Source organism: Flavobacterium olei (assembly GCF_039749035.1).
GTDB lineage: Bacteria > Bacteroidota > Bacteroidia > Flavobacteriales > Flavobacteriaceae > Flavobacterium > Flavobacterium olei.
This window is the reverse complement of record NZ_JBDKWC010000003.1, coordinates 258,641-276,654: the sequence shown is the minus strand read 5'-3', so window position 1 is coordinate 276,654 and position 18,014 is coordinate 258,641. Positions and strand designations below refer to the sequence as shown.

The window sequence follows — 18,014 nt, the reverse complement described above, 5'->3', positions numbered from 1 at the left end:
CGTGAAGGATGGCAGCAAGTTACCGAAGTAACGCGGACAGCCTGACAGCATCCTGATAAGAGAGCGAATAACCACCATCTTAATTTGCTCTCTTATCGGGATGGTGGCACGCCCAAATATTATCGCTTCATACTAAAGTGAGCTTTAAATTCCTGAATTACGCCATCTTTGGTATAGGTAGCGCTGAACCAGTAGTCTGTAGAAGGAAGTTCTTCACCATTGAAATTGCCATCCCAGCCCATTCCGGAAGGCTTGATCCTTTTTAAGAGTTTGCCATATCTGTCGAAAATACTAATAAAGGCATCTGGCTCGTAAGCGAGATCCGGAATGTTCCAGGTGTCGTTGTAACCATCGCCGTTTGGAGTGAAAAATTTTGGATATTTGAGCACTTTCGCAAATAAGATAAGATTGTCGCAACTCGCTTTGGTATCTTTTATTGTAATCGCATGTTCTCCGGAATCAACATTATGAAAGATATTGTCTGTTTGAAAATCACCATCGTCGAGTTGGTATTCATAGGTTCCAAAACCATATATAAGATTCACAATGATATCAATATTTTCTGTAAAATCATCAGATACGCTAACCGTTGCCACCGCCTGACTGGATTTGTCGACCGTTACAGTGGTCGGATTATAACCGCAGTCGCTACCCACATCGGGTACGTTTTTAACCGGAACAACGGTGTAGATACCTGTTTGTGTTGCCGTGTAAGTAGGGCCGGTACTAATTTTATTTCCCTGCAGATACCATTCGACTGTATAATCAGGTGAGGTTACTCCTGAATTTAAAAGTGTTGAATGCTGTAAAGTTCCCGTTTGATAATCCACACAAATGATTCCGTTTTGTATCGATAAGTTTTTAAGCGGATAAATAGTAATATCAAAATCATCCTGGGCAAAACAACTGGAATTTGTCGCTGCAGCTGCATATATATACATTTTTTGGCTGGCATTTATTTTTTGTCCTGCTTCGTATCGGGTCCCTGTTGCATTGGGTGCGCTGTAATAATTTCCTACTGCTAAAGAGGGTAAAGTATAACTTCCGCAAATAGCGACATCGGGAGTGCTGTTGAGTACCGGGGTTTGAGATATATTTACTGAAAAACTCTTTTCGCTAAAACAGGTTAGTCTTGTACCCGACACAGCATAAACATAAACGGCCTGTGAATTGGTAATAACCGTTCCGACCGGAATAACGGGTCCCTTTCCTCCGGGCTGTCCATAATAATTGCCTAGTTGTAAAGCTGGTAAAGTATAACTGTCACAAACCGTAACATTGCTGAAATTGCCAACATCAATGCCGTTGTAATTAACTTTGAAAAAGGTTTCATTGGAGCACGAAGTAAAATCGGCCCACTCATTATAAATATAAATGGTCTGAGTGGTGTTAATGGCTGTTCCTTCAGCCAGCTGAATACCCAGACCTTTTGGACCTCCTGTAGCGGTATAATATTTTCCATTTTTCAATTTGGGTAGTTTAAAATCAGTACAGGTTACCACATCTGTAAAGCTGTCCACCGGAGGCAGAGGTCTGATTTCGACAGTAAAACTATGTTCATTGGTACATTTTGGACCTACAGAATAAACATAAATAATTTGCGTTGAGGTAATAGCGTCACCAGCTTTTAGAGATTGCCCTCCGCCATTGGTTTTTGTAAAATAGTTACCGTTTGTCAACGGAGGAAGGACATACCGACTGCATTCCAGTCTGTTGGCTGGCGTATCGACTAATGGTAGGGGATCGATAGTAATGACATAATTAAGATTTTCGGTACAATTGGGCGAAGTGGTGGTAGCAGCATAATAATAGACAGTTTGTGAATTGGTAATAACAGTTCCGGCCGGGATATTTCTGCCCTGACCACCAGGACTTTCATAATAACCGCCAATAGCAACCGCAGGCAAAGTAAAACTTCCACATCTTGAAATCGGAACAAAAATTGGAGAATTTACAATGTCGATTTTAAAAGAATATTCATTGGTACATCTTCCGTCATTTGCAAAAATATAAACAGTCTGGCTCGAAGTTATTCGGTCACCGGCATTTAACGCTCTTCCTGAACCTCCGGAAGAGGTGAAGTACCGTCCGTTTGTTAAAGCAGGCAGTGTATACGAATCGCAAGTGACCACGTTTGTAGGTTTATCTATCAGTGGTAAAGGATGAACGGTAAAGGGTACAGCGGTGTCACGACAGACTGCGCCATTAATTACGGCATAATAATAAATAGTCTGACTGGTTGTAAACACTGTTCCTTCGGCAATAGCGCCTCCCTGTCCGCCTGGCTGGGTAAAAAAACCGCCTGCAGGTACACGAGGCACTATATATTGACCACAGGCTTCTTTTTGAAAACCAATCTCGTAAATAAGTGTTACATTAAAGCTGCTTTCATTGGTGCAGTTGTTTTCATTTGGGCCTTTATAAATATAGTAAGTACCTCCTTTAGTGACAATATATCCGGCGTTAAGTTTAGTTCCTGTTCCGTTAACTGATGTATTGTATTCGCCATTTTGAATTGGCGGCAACGTATAACTATTACACGCAATCACATTTGGAAGTCGATCTACTGACGGAAGGGAATTTATGATTATATTAAAATTAACCGTCGCATAACAAACAGAGTTTGAAATATTTTCAATACGAACCCAAATTATCCTTGTTGACTGAGAAGATGATGCTATAAATGCTTTCGGATCCGAAATGTTGTTTCTGGCACTATTAGCATCTGCTTCGCTGCTGTAATACCTGATTTTATATTGAGCAGGATTTAAGCCGTTTAAAATTACAGGCTCCTGTACAGTTAAATCAACAGAGATATTTCCGGAAATGTTGTCACAAACATTGATATTTGGTGGTTTTACAACATTGATGGGTTCCGTTACTAATAATGTAAATGAAGCTAAATTATCGCAAAAGAAAGCTTTATCATAAACCGGTACGGCCTTTATGTATATCGTTTGATTACCCGGACTTACATACGATTTCAATTGATTTTCGGGTATCGTTGGTCCGTTTGAATTAGCTGCAGCTAAAGAATCAAAATAATAAATAGCATATTTAGCCGGATCAATTCCTAACGAAGTTAAATTATTAAGCGTTAGATCATACTGATAATTTCCGTTTGCACTGTAGCAGGCAGTTATATTTTGTGGAGATTTAATCAGAAGCTGATCAACCACAACTTCGTCTGTAATGACACAGCCCGAAAGAGTTGCTGTAACGGCATAAGTTCCGGGTCTGTCGAGGGTCAGCGAATTGCTGGTTTCATTTGGAATTACTGCTCCGTTTAATGTCCACGTATAATTGAAGTTTCCCACAATATCAGACTTAAGGGTAATTTTTTCTCCATCACAGATGGTTCTGTCCGGGCCTAAATTCATAGTAGTCATAAAACTGCCACCTTTTATAAATACAGCGGAGTCATAATTACTATCGTTGTAATCACCAATAGCCAGTTTTATGCGGTAAGTTCTGTTAGGAATAACCGTTGAAGCCGCGGTTAAAACTTTAGTTTCGCCTCTCATATTAATGGGCGACTGAGCAGGATTGATAACATTATAACGATCAAACAAATTAGCATTAGCAGACAGACAAGACGAATTGTATTGCTGATCCCTGATATTCTTTACAGAAACAGGGGTACTGGTTCCTGGAACTACAGCAAGATTTGTAGAAGTTCCCGTGGTTAAATCGGTTAATATAAAAGCAAAAACGTCGCTAAAGCCACATTGAAATTCGCCATATTCATTTGAAGCAAAAAGAAAATCGAAACTAAAATTACTTGATAAGGGAGTAAAATCAAATTGAAGAAAACTTACATCGGTCACGGGTACAATTTGTCCGTTGCTGTCACTAATATTCTGCAGGTCGCTGTCGGTTGCATTATTCAGTTTACTGCTTTCGTTAGCGCCGGTGTACGAACCCTCGGTGTATTTCGCTATTCCGTTTCGTATTATGATTCCGCTCGATATTGGAAAGTTTGGATTAGTGTTTGTGAATTTACCAATACCCCGGGTTGACGAAAATTTGAAATTACTTTCGTTAGAACAGCCATTTTGCATCAATTCTGTCCGTACCAGTTCGGGTATACTCAAAGTAGTAGTATCGACTGCAATTCCTTGTGATGAGGATACGTTCGAAAATAATACTAAAAGTAATAGCAGAGCAGCTCTCATAATTCATATTTCATTTTATTGGCTTACTTAAAGTTACAAAATTATTTATTTTAATTTTCTAGCTTTCAGTATTTTATGATTTGCAATCGCTTTTTTACCAAAACAGCAATTGTAGTTGAAATTTTGTTAAAATTTAGAAGTTTTACTTATTGACAAAAATTATTTTTTCCTGCTGACAAACTGTTGTCACCGGGCCATTTTACTTTTGAAGTATTAAAAATATTTAAACTTTAAAACCATGAAAACGTTAGAAGCACAAGTTATTACGAAAGAAGATTTACTAAAACACTGGCAAGGTCACCGCGCTTTAACGCGTCGTGTAATTGAACTTTTTCCTGAAAAAGATTTTTTTGAATTTTCAATAGGAGGAATGCGAACTTTTGCACAGCTGACAGATGAACTTTTAGCAATTGCATCTCCGGCTTTGAAAGGAATTGTAAATCGTGAAATTAAACCATTTGGAGAAAATGCGGAGAAATTAATTTTTAAAGCGCAATATCTTGAAAAATGGGATCAGGCGACAGAAGAAATTAACAAGGACTGGGAAAAATTAAATGTTGAAGATTTTAATGAAACGTTTAATTTATTTGGGCAGTATGAATTTCCTATAATTCACAATATTTTGTATTTTATTGATAATGAAGTGCACCACCGCGGTCAGGGTTATGTGTACCTGAGAGCTCTTGGAATCGAACCTCCATTTTTCTGGGAAAGACCATAATTCAGATAGAGATATAAAAAAACTCCTCAATCTTAAGACTTCGAGGAGTTTTTTTTATTCCAGTAATCGTTTTTTATTTAATTCAAGTAATTCCAGTGTTCTGGTTTTGAGTGTTTCAGGTTCGAGAATTCTGGCATAATCACCAAACATTATAAACCATCTCGGAAAACCATTTTCCAAATCACGGCACATAAACGTCATTTCGATCTCATCTCCAATTTCTTTTTCAGAGACAAAACCATGGTATTTTCTATCAAAAGCCACATAATGTGCTATTTTCTTTTCAATCAGAATACGGACCTTAGTTGTTGGAATAGTTTCCGATTTATTAAGATAGGTTTCCAGCGAATCGTGTTCCAGTGTAAAATCTAAATCTGTTTTTTTCAGGTTTTGAATCCGGTCGGTTCGAAATTGTCTGTAATCTTTTCGAAGGTGACAATATCCTAAAAAATACCAATTATTATTATCATGAAAAACGCCGACAGGTTCTAAATTTCTTTCTGTTAACTCTTCCTTTCCGAAGGTTTTGTAGGTTAGCAGAATTTGTTTCTTCTCGGCAATACTTTCGAATAAAACCGCTAATGTATTAGGCGAATTGTTATGAAACATAGGTTCTGCAGTTTGCATTACTACTCTTGATTCTATGTTAGAAAGCCAGTCCTTATCTGTGTTTCGAAGCACAGATTTTAGTTTGTACATTGCAGAAGCATAATGATTTCCTAAAACCGGATCCGTAAATTTCTGCATTAGTTTTTCGGCGGCAATAAAACTGCTCACTTCTTCCCGTGTAAACATTACCGGCGGAAGACGATAACCTTCCATCAAAGCATAACCTACTCCGGCTTCACTATAAATAGGAACACCAGAAGCCTCGAGAGTTCGAATGTCCCGGTAAATAGTTCGTAAACTGCAATCAAAACGATCAGCTAATTCCTGTGCTTTTACAATTTTCTTCGATTGTAATTGGATCAGAATGGCGACAATTCGGTCAAATCGTTTTGGGGTTTCGTCCATTTGTTAGGGTTGTGGATTTTGATTCAAAGGTAAAAAATAGCAAAGAACTTTTAAAAAAGATTGTAATGAGATTGAAATTTAATTCATTTTTGAGATTTGGTAAAAGATTTAAGCGTATAGTGCTATTAGTTTGACTTTTGAAGGTATTTTTTGTTTGTTTTTCAATGTAATATTGATAATAAAAAGAATCTTTTTTATAAATGTTAAAGTTAGAAACATAAAACATTTACAACGACTCAGGTTCAATAATTTTTAAATTTAATATTATCAAAAACTATACAATGCGTTTATCATATTCTTATCTAATATTTATTTCTTTACTATTTTTAAGTTGCAGTCAAAATAGCAATTCCAAAAAAAATAATGTCGATTTAGTTGCAGATTCACTTCCATTATTCAAACCAGAATCTGTAAAAATTACAGATGATTATTCGCCCGAACATCCGTTGGAGGTTTTAACAATTGATAAAAACTGTTTGAATGAGGAACAGCAACTGTCTTTAACCACAAGGCAAATTAATCCGTGGCAAATATTACTTAAACTGTTTCCGGGTAAGCAATATGTTTTATTATCTAAAAAATCTGCGGATACACCTGGTGCACAATCAGATACACTTATTAGTTGGAATTGTAAAAACAAAGTATCTAATACAAAAGAGGATTATCCTTTTCCTTATGAAAACGGTGTGCTTACTCGTTTAAAGAGTCAGAGTAATTATAAAGATAGTAAAGGGAATTTATTTAAAATTATAACTTTTGAGCATCGGTCAAAAGAAGATTTGGGCGATTATTTAACAGGCTTTTCATATTTCGGAGTGCCAATTACTATTGGTGTAATAAAATTAGCATGGGTCAATAATTTCTGGGAGATAAGAACATTTCAACCCAATATTTCTTCAGACGACAAGTATTTTGGAGAAATTGAAGAACTATTAGAGATAGGTAAAGATCAGTATGCAATTAGCATTCAATCAAGTTCGGGTGAAACAACAGTTCAAAGCGTAGGTAGAACTTCTTATACACTGTTTGCGGGAATTAATGGTAAATATCGTAATGTTTTCCAGATAAAAGAACTTAATCTCACCTGTCCTATTGGATCATGGAATGGAATTGTTACGGTAGATAAAACACAAAGTAAACCACTTTTTAAGGATGTAATTGTAAATATAAAAGGTCAATGTAATCATAATGAAGATGATTTATTAATATATCCGGAAGAACTTGAATCCTTCATGAAAAAAAATAAACACATAAAATCATTAGATTTTACTATCAAAAGCACATACACCTATAATGGCACAAAATACGTAATAAAGAGTACGCCAGAAGTAAAAACATCAAATATTAAACTAGCGGATAAATCGGAACAAGCTGAGGAATTTGACAATTCGGAGGAATAATGAAACTCCCTGAGATTTGAATTTTGAGTAATGTATCAGAGTACTGAGATCTGTATTAAAAATATATTTCGGATTGAAAGATATCTGCTAAAAGCAGGAATGAATTATCTAAAAAAAAAATCTCAAGAATTTGATTCTTGAGATTTAATATTAATGAAATGGATAATTTTTTAAAATCTATACAACAATCCAAATTGTGGCTGATCAAAAATATTTTCAAATAAGTTGATGTTTAACTGAAAAGTATCAGAAGATGGTCCATCCTCTGGAGATACGCTATTGTAAGAAAGCATATTTGCCAGTACAAAAGTTACTGCAATGTTTTTGGTAACAAAATAATTTAAACCTACTGTAATATTAGCCGTTAAACTGTTGTCGGTATCGCTACCAAAATTTGGCGTATCAATTTTGTTTCTTCCAAATCCAAGACCAGCTTCAGCATACGTTTTAAAACGTTTTTTATCTAGTTCTAAAAAATAATAACGAGCAAAAGCTCCTGCTCCTAATACATTTGTTTTTACTCCGGTCGCTTCTACTTCGTTACTTGCATAATTAAATTGGGCACCTACCGCAAATTTATCATTCAATAAATAGCCAAATTTAGGGCTAAATCCGTAGTAGTCATTTTCTCCTCCAGTACTAATTTTGATAGATCCTTCAAGAAACATATCTCCTTGCGAAAAAGTTACACCTTTTGCAGAATTCATTTCAGTTTCCGCTTGTTCTTCTTGTGCATTTGCGAAACAAAAAGTAAAAAGTGCTAAAATAACTGATAATTTGGTTTTCATAATCTTAAATATTTAATTGTTTGTAAGATTAAAAATACAGCACCTATTTTTAAAAGGCTTCGACTTTAGTCAAACGCGTTAAAAATGAATTTTTCAAGTTAAAATTTGGATAATTTTGTAGGTTTAGTCTTTTTAATTTTTGATAAAATTCAAACAAAAAAACCCAACAACTTTCGTCATTGGGTTTAATTAATATTATATATCCTTACTCTATTTTCTAAAAAAAGAATTAATCATTCAATTTCAAAACAGCCATAAAAGCTTCTTGCGGAATCTCAACGTTTCCTACTTGTCGCATACGTTTTTTACCTTTTTTCTGTTTCTCCAACAGTTTACGCTTACGCGAAATATCTCCACCGTAACATTTTGCGGTAACGTCTTTACGAAGTGCCTTAATAGTTTCTCGAGCGATAATTTTTGCTCCGATTGCCGCCTGAATCGGAATGTCAAATTGCTGTCTTGGAATTAGCTCACGTAATTTTTCGGTCATTTTTTTACCGATATTATACGCATTGTCTTCGTGAATCAATGCAGAAAGGGCATCGACTGTCTGAGCATTTAAAAGTACGTCCAGTTTTACCAATTTCGAAGTACGCATTCCGATTGGGGAATAATCAAAAGAAGCATAGCCCTTAGAAACTGTTTTCAAACGATCGTAAAAGTCGAATACAATTTCAGCCAAAGGCATGTCAAAGTTTAACTCAACACGTTCTGTTGTTAAGTACGTCTGATTGGTAATCTGACCACGTTTTTCGATACACAGACTCATAACGTTTCCAACAAAATCAGCTTTTGTAATAATCGTAGCTTTAATAAACGGTTCTTCAACTCTGTCTAAACGGGATGGTTCAGGTAAATCAGAAGGATTGTTTACTACAAAGGCAGTTTCAGGATCTTTTTTAGTGTAAGCCAGATACGAAACGTTAGGAACTGTAGTAATTACAGTCATGTCGAATTCGCGCTCCAATCGTTCCTGGATAATTTCCATGTGCAGCATTCCTAAGAAACCACAACGGAAACCAAATCCTAAGGCTGCAGAACTTTCTGGTGTAAAAACTAACGAAGCATCATTTAACTGCAGTTTTTCCATAGAAGAACGCAAATCTTCATAATCTTCCGTATCAACAGGATAAATCCCGGCAAATACCATTGGTTTTACATCCTCAAAACCTGTAATCATATTGGTTGTAGGCGTTTTAGCATCCGTCAGAGTATCTCCAACTTTTACTTCTTTGGCTTCTTTAATTCCTGAAATTAAATAACCAACATCACCGCTCGAAATAACATTTTTAGGAACCTGGTTTAATTTTAAAGTTCCAATTTCGTCAGCAAAATATTCATTGCCGGTAGCCATGAATTTAATTTTCTGACCTTTTTTAATCTCACCATTTACAACTCTGAAGATAACCTCGATTCCACGAAACGGATTGTAAACCGAGTCAAAAATCAAAGCTTGTAAAGGCTCTTCCGGATTTCCTTTTGGAGCTGGAATTTTTTCGATAATGGCAGCCAGAATATTCTCCACACCAAAACCTGTTTTACCGGAGGCATGAATAATATCTTCCAGTTTACATCCTAATAAATCGATAATGTCATCGCTTACTTCTTCCGGATTTGCACTTGGTAAATCTACTTTATTTAAAACCGGAATAATTTCCAGGTCATTTTCTAAAGCTAAATATAAATTTGAAATCGTTTGGGCCTGAATACTTTGTGCAGCATCAACAATTAAAAGAGCACCTTCGCAGGCTGCGATAGATCTTGAAACTTCATACGAAAAATCTACGTGTCCCGGAGTATCAATTAAGTTTAAGATATATTCTTCACCTTTATAGGTATACTCCATCTGGATGGCATGACTTTTAATGGTAATTCCACGTTCGCGCTCCAGGTCCATGTTGTCCAGCAATTGCGCTTTTTCTTCACGGGCTGTAACGGTTTGTGTGGCACCCAGAAGCCTGTCTGCCAATGTACTTTTACCGTGGTCAATGTGTGCAATAATGCAAAAATTACGTATCTTCTTCATTTTGATATATCAGTTCTCTAACGAGTTTTTATGTATTTTTTGGGAATAATTCGCATTAGAATAATTACCTTAATGCGTGTTATAATGCGCAAAGATAGCGCAAAGTTTTGGATTCTGGAATGTTGATTTTTCGATAGTTGAAAGATCTGAAGCAAATTGTACTTTAATATTCGAAATTAAATCCTTTTTCGGTTAATTTTTTGTACATCTCGTCATCAAATTTATAAAGTTTTGCAGCCCTGTGCGAAACGTCTTTTTGCTTTTCGTCCAGTTCCGTCAACAGTTTCATATGAAGAATTTTTCTTCTGAAATTGGATTTATCCAATTCAATTCCTAAAATTTCTTCATACAAATGCATTAACTGCAGTAAGGTAAATTTCTCCGGCAGCAGATTAAATCCGATTGGTGCCTGACGCACTCGGTTTCGCAACTGCAACAAACTGAAATTCAGGATTTCGTTATGATCGAAAATTAAATCTGGAATTTCATTTATTTTGTACCACTTTGCTTCGATAACACGCAAACTGGCTTTAATATTGTAATCCTCCCTATTCACCAAAGTATAATAACCAATGGTAACAACGCGTCTTTCGGGAACACGATTTGGGTTTGTAAATGCTTTGAGTTGTTCCAGATAAATATTTTTAAGTCCTGTAAGTTCCCGGAGAATGCGCTGCGCGGCATCATCGGCACTTTCTTCTCTCTGCAGCCATCCGCCAAGAAGTCCCCATTTACCCATGCTTTCGCCCTGAGCGTGCTGTACCAAAAGTACTTCAAGACTTTCTTTATTAAATCCGAAGAAAACACAGTCTATTGTGATTCCTTCTAAATCCGGTTGATGAGTAGTTTTTTCTGTCAATTTATTCTTGTATTTCTAAAAAGTAAAATGTCCTTTTTTATTTTTTGAATGAAATCAGAATTCAAAATTAAATCCCTTTTCCGTTAATTTTTTATAGATCTCAGGATCAAATTTATAAAGCTGAGCCGCTCTGTGTGAAACATCCTGTTGCTTTTCATTTAATGCGGCGAGCAATTTCATGTGCAGAATTTTTCGTCTGAAATTTGGCTTGTCCATTTCTACTCCCAGAATTTCTTCGTACAAACGCATTAATTGCAAAAGCGTAAATTTTTCTGGTAATAAATTAAACCCGATTGGTGTTTGGCGCACTTTATTTCTAAGATGATTTAAGCTGTAATCCAAAATCTCATTATGATCGTAAATCAAATCCGGAATGGTTTCAATTTTATACCATTTAGCATCAGAAGCGGTAAAACCGGCTTTAATATTATAATCTTCTCTTTTTACCAAGGCGTAATATCCTATTGTAATTACACGTCGGAGCGGAAAACGATCCGGATCGCCAAATGCTTTGAGCTGTTCCAGATAAATATTATCAAGGCCAGTCAATTCATTTAACAAACGGTGCGCCGCGGCATCTGTACTTTCTTTTTTATAGATCCATCCTCCCGGAAGACCCCATTTTCCCTTGCTGATTCCTTCGCCATGCTGTACCAAAAGTACTTCAAGACTGCCTTTATCAAAACCAAAAATAACACAGTCAATAGTGATAGCATTCATGGCACTGTGTTCGTTTTTTCCGGCAGTTTTGTCCTCTACATTTTCAATCATATTGGAGATAAATTTTGACAAATTAACTAAATTAAATCATTAGTGAGCTTCTTAAAAGCTTTATATTTTTTTTAACGTAACAAAAAAGTGATTTTCAGTGATTTAAAAATTGACAGAAAATCCCTTTTAAATCAATTAAATCTTAAAACTCTGATTGTCAATTTCCTAAAACACTGTTTTTTCTTTAATTTTTATTTTGATTCTAATTCCTTTTTTATGGCATTGATAAAAATGGAGAACAATTTATCAGAATAGAAAAAAATTAACCCTAATATTTTGTTAATATAGAAAATTTGTTTTACACTTGTAGTCAAATTTACCATAAGATAAATTCAAATTGACTATAAGTTGAAAAGGCAAAGATAAAACTTAACTTAAACTTACCACAATTGTTTTTTTAAAAGTTGGTTCGGATAGATTTGATCTGGAGAAATACCATCAAATTAATTTCAAACTGCTTTGATAGGATGAAGATCTTGTTTTCAGAATATCGGTTTATAGTCGTTGCAAGTACTACATGTTGGAAATGAGATTCAGGCCCTCATTTTTTGCATGACCTGCTTGGGAAGTTTTCCAAATTTCTCTTACGGTAGAGATTACTAACTATAACTTAAACTTAATCAATTCTTATTATGAAAAGCAAAAATTGTATTAAAACAACAAAGCTTCCATATTTTATGGGGCTGCTGCTTAGCGTATTTATGATGCAGTTTGGATTTGCACAAGAATCCAAAACTGTTAGCGGAACCATAACTTCGTCTGAAGACGGATTTGGAGTTCCCGGCGCAACTGTACAGGTACAGGGCACAAAATCGAGTACAGTTACCGATTTTGATGGAAAATATAAAGTAGAAGCCAAAACAGGTGATGTTCTGGTCATTACTTTTGTGGGTTTCAAAACACAAAATATTACTGTTGGCACACAGAAACTGGTAAATGTAGTTTTACAACCGGAAACTGCAGAACTTAAAGAAATTGTAGTGATCGGTTACGGTACTCAAAAGAAGAAAGTGAATACCGCAGCAACTTCCCTGGTATCCGGAAAAGATATTCAGCAGGTAGCGAGTCTTGATGTTGTAAATGCTTTACAGGGCCAGGCTTCAGGGGTTTCAGTAACTTCTTCTTCTGGTCAGCCGGGCGCGAATATGGTGGTAAATATTCGTGGTGCAGGAACAGCAGGAAACAGTGATCCGCTTTATGTAGTGGACGGTGTTGTAGTAGATAACGGAATCGGGTATCTTGATCCGTCGGTTATTGAAAGGGTTGACGTTCTTAAAGATGCTTCTGCAGCTTCAATCTACGGAGCGAGAGCGGCAAACGGAGTTATTTTAGTAACAACTAAAAAAGGAAAAGACGGAAAAATGAATGTGTCTTTCAACTCTTACACCGGTTTTCAGCAAATCGCTAAAAAACTGGATTTGTTGAATACGCAGGAATATACAACAATTGCAAACGAAGCACGTGTAAATTCTGGATTTTCTCCATTATATACAAAAGCTCAAATTGCAGCTTTTCCAAATCACGACTGGCAAAATGATTTATTTAATGAAGGTGCGATGAAACAAAACCACTCTTTATTAATTACAGGCGGAGATCAAAAATCGACAATTGCAACTGGTTTGTCTTATTACGGACAAGAAGGTATGATTGGAGGTTCGACCAATCAATCACAATACGATCGTGTTACTTTTACAGTGAATTCTACTTCTGAGGTAATTAAAGATCATTTGAAAATTGGTGAAAATTTCACGCTTTCAAATGTGAAGTCAAGTGGTGTTGCAGATGACGGAATTTACAGTAACGCAATCAGAAGTTTCTTAAACGCAGCTCCGATTGATGCTGCTTATGACGCTAATGGAGATTTTGCCCGTTCTGTTATTTCAGCAGATATAAGTAATCCGGTTGGATCTTTATATTATAATAACTTCAATCAGACAAAAACAAACCGTTACGTAGGGAATATTTTTGCTGAATTAAAAATTATCAAAGACCTGACTTTCAGAACAAGTTTTGGTGTAGACATGACAGATAGCAACTACAGAGCTTTCAGACCGGTTTATTCCCTGTCTTCAAATGATAATAATACGGTTTCGAGTGTTACACAAAGTGCTACGAAATCGATGGGATGGATTTTTGAGAATACACTTCAATATAAATTCAATATTGCATCTGCTCATAATTTTGATGTTTTAGCGGGTACTTCTGCAAAAAAGAATACTTCTGATTATATGGAAGGTCAGGGAAGAAACTTAATCTTTGACGATTTTGCACACGCTTATCTGGACAATGCAAAAGATCCGACATCAAATGTGGTCAAAGGAAATCGTAGAGATTATGCGATTCAGTCTTACTTCGGACGTTTATTATACGATTACAACAACAAATATTTATTCTCTGCAACGGTTCGCCGTGATGGATCTTCAGAATTTGGTCCGGACAATAAATATGCAATCTTTCCTTCCTTCTCTGCAGGTTGGAATATAGATAAAGAAGCTTTCTTCAAAGAAAATAAAGTTTTAAACAGTTTTAAATTAAGAGCGAGCTGGGGACAAAATGGAAATGACCAGTTTGGAAGAAGATTTGCGTATTTGTCCACTGTAAATTCGGCAGACAAAACATATCACTTTGGGACTGGAGACGAAACTCTTTTAGTAGGTTCAAGCCCGGATCAGCTGGCCAACCGTAACTTAAAATGGGAAACTTCAGAGCAGTTAGATTTAGGTTTTGATGCTACTTTATTCACCAATTTCACATTGACTTTTGATTATTACGATAAGAAAACAAAAGACTGGCTGGTTTTGGCGTCGATACCAACTTATGCAGGAGCAACTGCACCGTATATTAATGGTGGAGATGTAAGCAATAAAGGTTTTGAAATTGGTCTGGCATACAGGACCCGTTTTGGAAAAGACTGGAATTTCGGAATTAATGCCAATCTTTCGCGCAATCAAAACAAAGTACTTAGAATTGCTAACAATGAAGGAATTATTCATGGAGAAACGAACGTTTTATTCCAGGGATTGGATGAGATGAACCGTGTTGAGGTTGGAAAGCCAATGGGTTATTTCTACGGATTAAAAACAGACGGAATTTTTCAGAATGCAGCAGAAGTTGCAGCAGGAGTTCAGCCAAATGCGCAGCCCGGAGATGTTCGTTTTGTTGATTTGAACGGCGACGGACAAATCGATGCTAATGATAAAACGCAGGTTGGTAACCCAAATCCGGATATCAATTATGGTGTAAATTTAGAATTATCTTACAAAGCATTTGATATCTCTGTTAATACTTACGGTATTGCAGGGGGACAAAACGTATTTGGAGTTCACGATTACACTCGTGCTTACACCAATAATACAACAGAAGTGTTGAACAGATGGACAACAGAAGGAACTTCAAACAGAATTCCAAGAGTAACATACGGAACAGATGCAAACGGAAACTACACTAAATTCTCAGATTTGTATGTTCAGGATTCCGATTTCTTCAGAATCAAAAATGCTACAATCGGATGTGATTTAACGAAGTTGACTACTAAATTAAACTTCTTTACAAAATTCAGATTGTACGTAGCAGGAAACAACATTTACACATTCACAAAATACAAAGGAATGGATCCGGAAATTGGTTTCGGAAACGTGAACCAGTCCTGGGCAAAAGGAATTGATGTGGGATATTATCCGCAACCAAGAACTTACATGATGGGTCTGAATGTTAACTTTTAAATTTTGAAAACCATGAAAACATATATAAAATTATTCGCGCTTTCAAGTTTACTTGTTTTAGGCGCATGTTCGGAAGATTTTTTAGAAAACGAACCTTATACAGATAAGGTAACCGAGAATTTTTACAAAACACCTTCTGATGCTTTTGAAGGTTTAGTTGCCGTTTACGATGTTTTACAGCGTGAAGCTTACGCCGGACCTTTACTGGTTAGCGAGCAGGCTTCTGATAACTGTTTTGGAGGATATGGTATTGCCGACGGTCAGGCCGATGTGGAATGGGATCGCTTTTTGTACGTTTCGGATAAAGACATGAACAAAGATATTTGGGCAAATGCTTATTTAGGAATTTACAGAGCTAATATTTTATTAGAGAACCTGGACAAAGTAAACTGGGGTGCAGACACAGCTTTAAAAACGCGTTACGAAGCAGAAGCCCGTTTCCTGAGAGCACACTTTCATTTTACTGCGGCGAAAATGTTTGGAGATATCATTCCGTTAGATCATACGGTAACTACAAGCGAATTTGAGTTGCCAAGACAAGCTCCGGAAGTAACGTATGCTTTAATTGCCAATGATTTAAAATTTGCAGCTGATAATCTGGGGACAGAAAATTATTCGCAGAGCGGAAATGCAAATTTCGGGCGTATTACCAAATGGGCTGCAGAAGCTTATATCGCAAGAACTTTCCTGTTCTATACCGGCACATATAACAAAACAGATTTAGCAGGTATTATTACAAAAGCGCAGGCAACAACTTATATTAATGATGTTGTAAGCAATAGTGGCCATGCATTGGTTCCTGATTTTGCTAATCTTTGGCTTGCGGCTTCTCTTGAAAACTTTGTTGGAGAAGACAATACAGAAATGGTTTGGGCTGTTCGTTTTAACGGATCAGGAAAAGGAAACTGGGATCTTCACGAGGGTAACCGTTTTCAGGTAAACATTGCTCCGCGTGGAGGAGCAGTTGGAAGATACGCAACAGGATGGGGCGGAGCAACGGTAAATCCGAAATTAGTTGCAGAATACAAAACCGGAGATACAAGAAAAGCAGCTTCATTTATTGATTTTGTTGGAGAAGGATTAAACTTTGACGCCCAGGCAAGAGAGCAACGTCAGTACACCGGATATTCATGGAAGAAATATTGTCCTATTACCAATGCAGCAGGAACAGCTGTGGTAGAAGCTAACGGAGGCAACTTCCAGATTGATAACTATCAGGATTATGCAATTATTCGTTTTGCCGATGTTTTACTAATGGCTGCCGAATTGAATCTGGACGGAAATGCTGGTCTGGCACAAACCGATTTAGACCGGGTTCGTGACCGTGCTTTCAAAAACACCACAAATCGTGTTACTGTGTCTAAAGACAATATCATGAAAGAACGTCAACTGGAATTGGCGCTTGAGGGACAACGTTATTTCGACTTAATCAGACAAGGAATGACGGTAATGAAATCGGCAATCGACAGCAATACAGGCGATTCTCAGTTTAATGTAACATTTAGAACAGAAACTCAGGGATGGTTCCCGCTGCCACAGTCGCAAATCATTCTTTCTAATGGTTCAATTAGTCAAAATCCGGGTTGGAATTAATATAAAATAAAATGATTATGAAACGTATATTATATATTTTAATAGCAGTATTTTCAATTGGATCGCTATTATTTTCATGTGAAGCCATTGAAGATCGTGAAAGTCTTCCTGCTGTAACTTTGACTCCGGAAACACTTAAGTATTCGGTAACACAAGATGCAACCAATAAAAATGTTGTAATTCTTAAAAATGATGATCCGTCAGTAGTTCCTTACTGGAAATATGTTGATGCTTCCGGAAACGAATTAGGGCATTCGAATAAAAGTACAGATCAGATTACATTGCCTTTTGCCGGAAAATATACTATTTATTTTACCGCTCTTACCAGAGGAGGATCTGTAGAAGCTGCTCCGGTTGTCTTGGATATTGCACAAAATGATGACTCTTATTTCAAAGATCCAAAATGGCAAATGCTTTCAAACGGCGTTGCCGGAAAAACATGGGTTTTAGATTTTGTTGACCCGGTGGGTTGGGCTGGTTTAGATTTTCCATACAATCCGACAGGAAAAGATTATTGGAACTGGTTTCCCGATTATGCCAGTAATTCATGGGTAATGCCAAACAAAAACTGGGGAGAAATGCATTTTGATTTGAATGGGAATTACAATACTTCTGTTACTCAGACAGCGATTGCAAACAACAGTCAAACAACAAAAAAAGGAACCTACACATTTGATATTGCCAATAATAAATTAGTTTTTAATGGTGGCGCAGAAATGCTTTACGGTGGAGATTATTATGGAGACTGCAGTAACTGGTCTAGTGTGAAATTGGTTGAACTGACCGCAACATCGCTTAGATTAGCAGTGGTACGTGACCAAAGCAGAACAGGTGAAGGAGTTTGTTTAATTGTATTCCACTACAAGCCAAAACCGTAAGTTAGTTAGTTTTGTAGTCTCAGTTTTAAACATGTCTTAACATGCTTTAAGACTGAGACTTAAATTA

The 18,014-nt window shown here is 36.5% G+C and carries 11 protein-coding genes; 5 read left to right on the top strand and 6 right to left on the bottom strand.

The genetic code is table 11. From position 1 onward, the window contains the following. Positions 1–119: 119 nt before the first annotated feature. A complete protein-coding gene (locus tag ABEB31_RS08940) occupies positions 120–4,175 on the bottom strand; it encodes a choice-of-anchor L domain-containing protein (RefSeq protein ID WP_347051115.1) in 4,056 nt (1,351 codons plus the stop codon). 238 nt (positions 4,176–4,413) lie between these two features. Between ABEB31_RS08940 and ABEB31_RS08935 the strand changes: the two genes are divergently transcribed. Then, complete coding sequence (locus ABEB31_RS08935; RefSeq protein ID WP_347051113.1) at positions 4,414–4,896, top strand: DinB family protein; 483 nt, start codon at positions 4,414–4,416, stop codon at positions 4,894–4,896. 54 nt (positions 4,897–4,950) lie between these two features. Here the strand turns inward: ABEB31_RS08935 and ABEB31_RS08930 are convergent, their stop codons facing one another. Continuing rightward, a complete protein-coding gene (locus tag ABEB31_RS08930) occupies positions 4,951–5,910 on the bottom strand; it encodes a helix-turn-helix transcriptional regulator (protein WP_347051112.1) in 960 nt (319 codons plus the stop codon). A 281-nt stretch (positions 5,911–6,191) separates the two neighbouring features. Between ABEB31_RS08930 and ABEB31_RS08925 the strand changes: the two genes are divergently transcribed. Continuing rightward, positions 6,192–7,310, top strand: coding sequence for a hypothetical protein (locus ABEB31_RS08925; protein ID WP_347051110.1), 1,119 nt, complete (start codon positions 6,192–6,194; stop codon positions 7,308–7,310). A 170-nt stretch (positions 7,311–7,480) separates the two neighbouring features. On the opposite strand, the gene ABEB31_RS08920 is transcribed toward ABEB31_RS08925, so the two are convergent. The 4 genes from ABEB31_RS08920 to ABEB31_RS08905 all read right to left on the bottom strand — a co-directional run bounded on the left by ABEB31_RS08920 (position 7,481) and on the right by ABEB31_RS08905 (position 11,754). After that, the gene (locus tag ABEB31_RS08920) at positions 7,481–8,098 is read right to left on the bottom strand and encodes an outer membrane beta-barrel protein (RefSeq protein ID WP_347051109.1); all 618 of its coding nucleotides are present in this window, start codon (positions 8,096–8,098) and stop codon (positions 7,481–7,483) included. A 229-nt stretch (positions 8,099–8,327) separates the two neighbouring features. Next, positions 8,328–10,124, bottom strand: a complete 1,797-nt coding sequence (gene lepA, locus ABEB31_RS08915) for a translation elongation factor 4 (protein ID WP_294785011.1) — start codon at positions 10,122–10,124, stop codon at positions 8,328–8,330. 163 nt (positions 10,125–10,287) lie between these two features. Continuing rightward, positions 10,288–10,983 (bottom strand): NUDIX hydrolase, encoded by a 696-nt coding sequence (locus ABEB31_RS08910; protein ID WP_347051107.1) that lies wholly within the window; start codon positions 10,981–10,983, stop codon positions 10,288–10,290. A 54-nt stretch (positions 10,984–11,037) separates the two neighbouring features. After that, positions 11,038–11,754, bottom strand: a complete 717-nt coding sequence (locus ABEB31_RS08905; protein WP_347051105.1) for an NUDIX hydrolase — start codon at positions 11,752–11,754, stop codon at positions 11,038–11,040. Between the two features lie 632 nt (positions 11,755–12,386). Between ABEB31_RS08905 and ABEB31_RS08900 the strand changes: the two genes are divergently transcribed. From ABEB31_RS08900 to ABEB31_RS08890, 3 genes are read left to right on the top strand one after another with little or no spacing between them, the layout of a single operon-like run. Next, the gene (locus ABEB31_RS08900) at positions 12,387–15,476 is read left to right on the top strand and encodes a SusC/RagA family TonB-linked outer membrane protein (RefSeq protein WP_347051103.1); all 3,090 of its coding nucleotides are present in this window, start codon (positions 12,387–12,389) and stop codon (positions 15,474–15,476) included. A gap of 12 nt (positions 15,477–15,488) precedes the next feature. Continuing rightward, positions 15,489–17,069: a RagB/SusD family nutrient uptake outer membrane protein gene (locus ABEB31_RS08895; protein WP_347051101.1), complete on the top strand. Its 1,581-nt coding sequence runs from the start codon at positions 15,489–15,491 to the stop codon at positions 17,067–17,069. Between the two features lie 17 nt (positions 17,070–17,086). Further along, positions 17,087–17,947: a hypothetical protein gene (locus ABEB31_RS08890; protein WP_347051099.1), complete on the top strand. Its 861-nt coding sequence runs from the start codon at positions 17,087–17,089 to the stop codon at positions 17,945–17,947. The last annotated feature ends 67 nt before the right edge of the window (positions 17,948–18,014 follow it).

Excerpts from the sequence above, each read along its gene's own strand:
- ABEB31_RS08895 (WP_347051101.1), top strand. The coding sequence starts at position 15,489 with ATGAAAACATATATAAAATTATTCGCGCTTTCAAGTTTACTTGTTTTA.
- ABEB31_RS08930 (WP_347051112.1), bottom strand. The coding sequence starts at position 5,910 with ATGGACGAAACCCCAAAACGATTTGACCGAATTGTCGCCATTCTGATC.
- ABEB31_RS08935 (WP_347051113.1), top strand. The coding sequence starts at position 4,414 with ATGAAAACGTTAGAAGCACAAGTTATTACGAAAGAAGATTTACTAAAA.
- ABEB31_RS08940 (WP_347051115.1), bottom strand. The coding sequence starts at position 4,175 with ATGAGAGCTGCTCTGCTATTACTTTTAGTATTATTTTCGAACGTATCC.
- lepA (WP_294785011.1), bottom strand. The coding sequence starts at position 10,124 with ATGAAGAAGATACGTAATTTTTGCATTATTGCACACATTGACCACGGT.
- ABEB31_RS08920 (WP_347051109.1), bottom strand. The coding sequence starts at position 8,098 with ATGAAAACCAAATTATCAGTTATTTTAGCACTTTTTACTTTTTGTTTC.
- ABEB31_RS08905 (WP_347051105.1), bottom strand. The coding sequence starts at position 11,754 with ATGATTGAAAATGTAGAGGACAAAACTGCCGGAAAAAACGAACACAGT.
- ABEB31_RS08900 (WP_347051103.1), top strand. The coding sequence starts at position 12,387 with ATGAAAAGCAAAAATTGTATTAAAACAACAAAGCTTCCATATTTTATG.
- ABEB31_RS08890 (WP_347051099.1), top strand. The coding sequence starts at position 17,087 with ATGAAACGTATATTATATATTTTAATAGCAGTATTTTCAATTGGATCG.
- ABEB31_RS08925 (WP_347051110.1), top strand. The coding sequence starts at position 6,192 with ATGCGTTTATCATATTCTTATCTAATATTTATTTCTTTACTATTTTTA.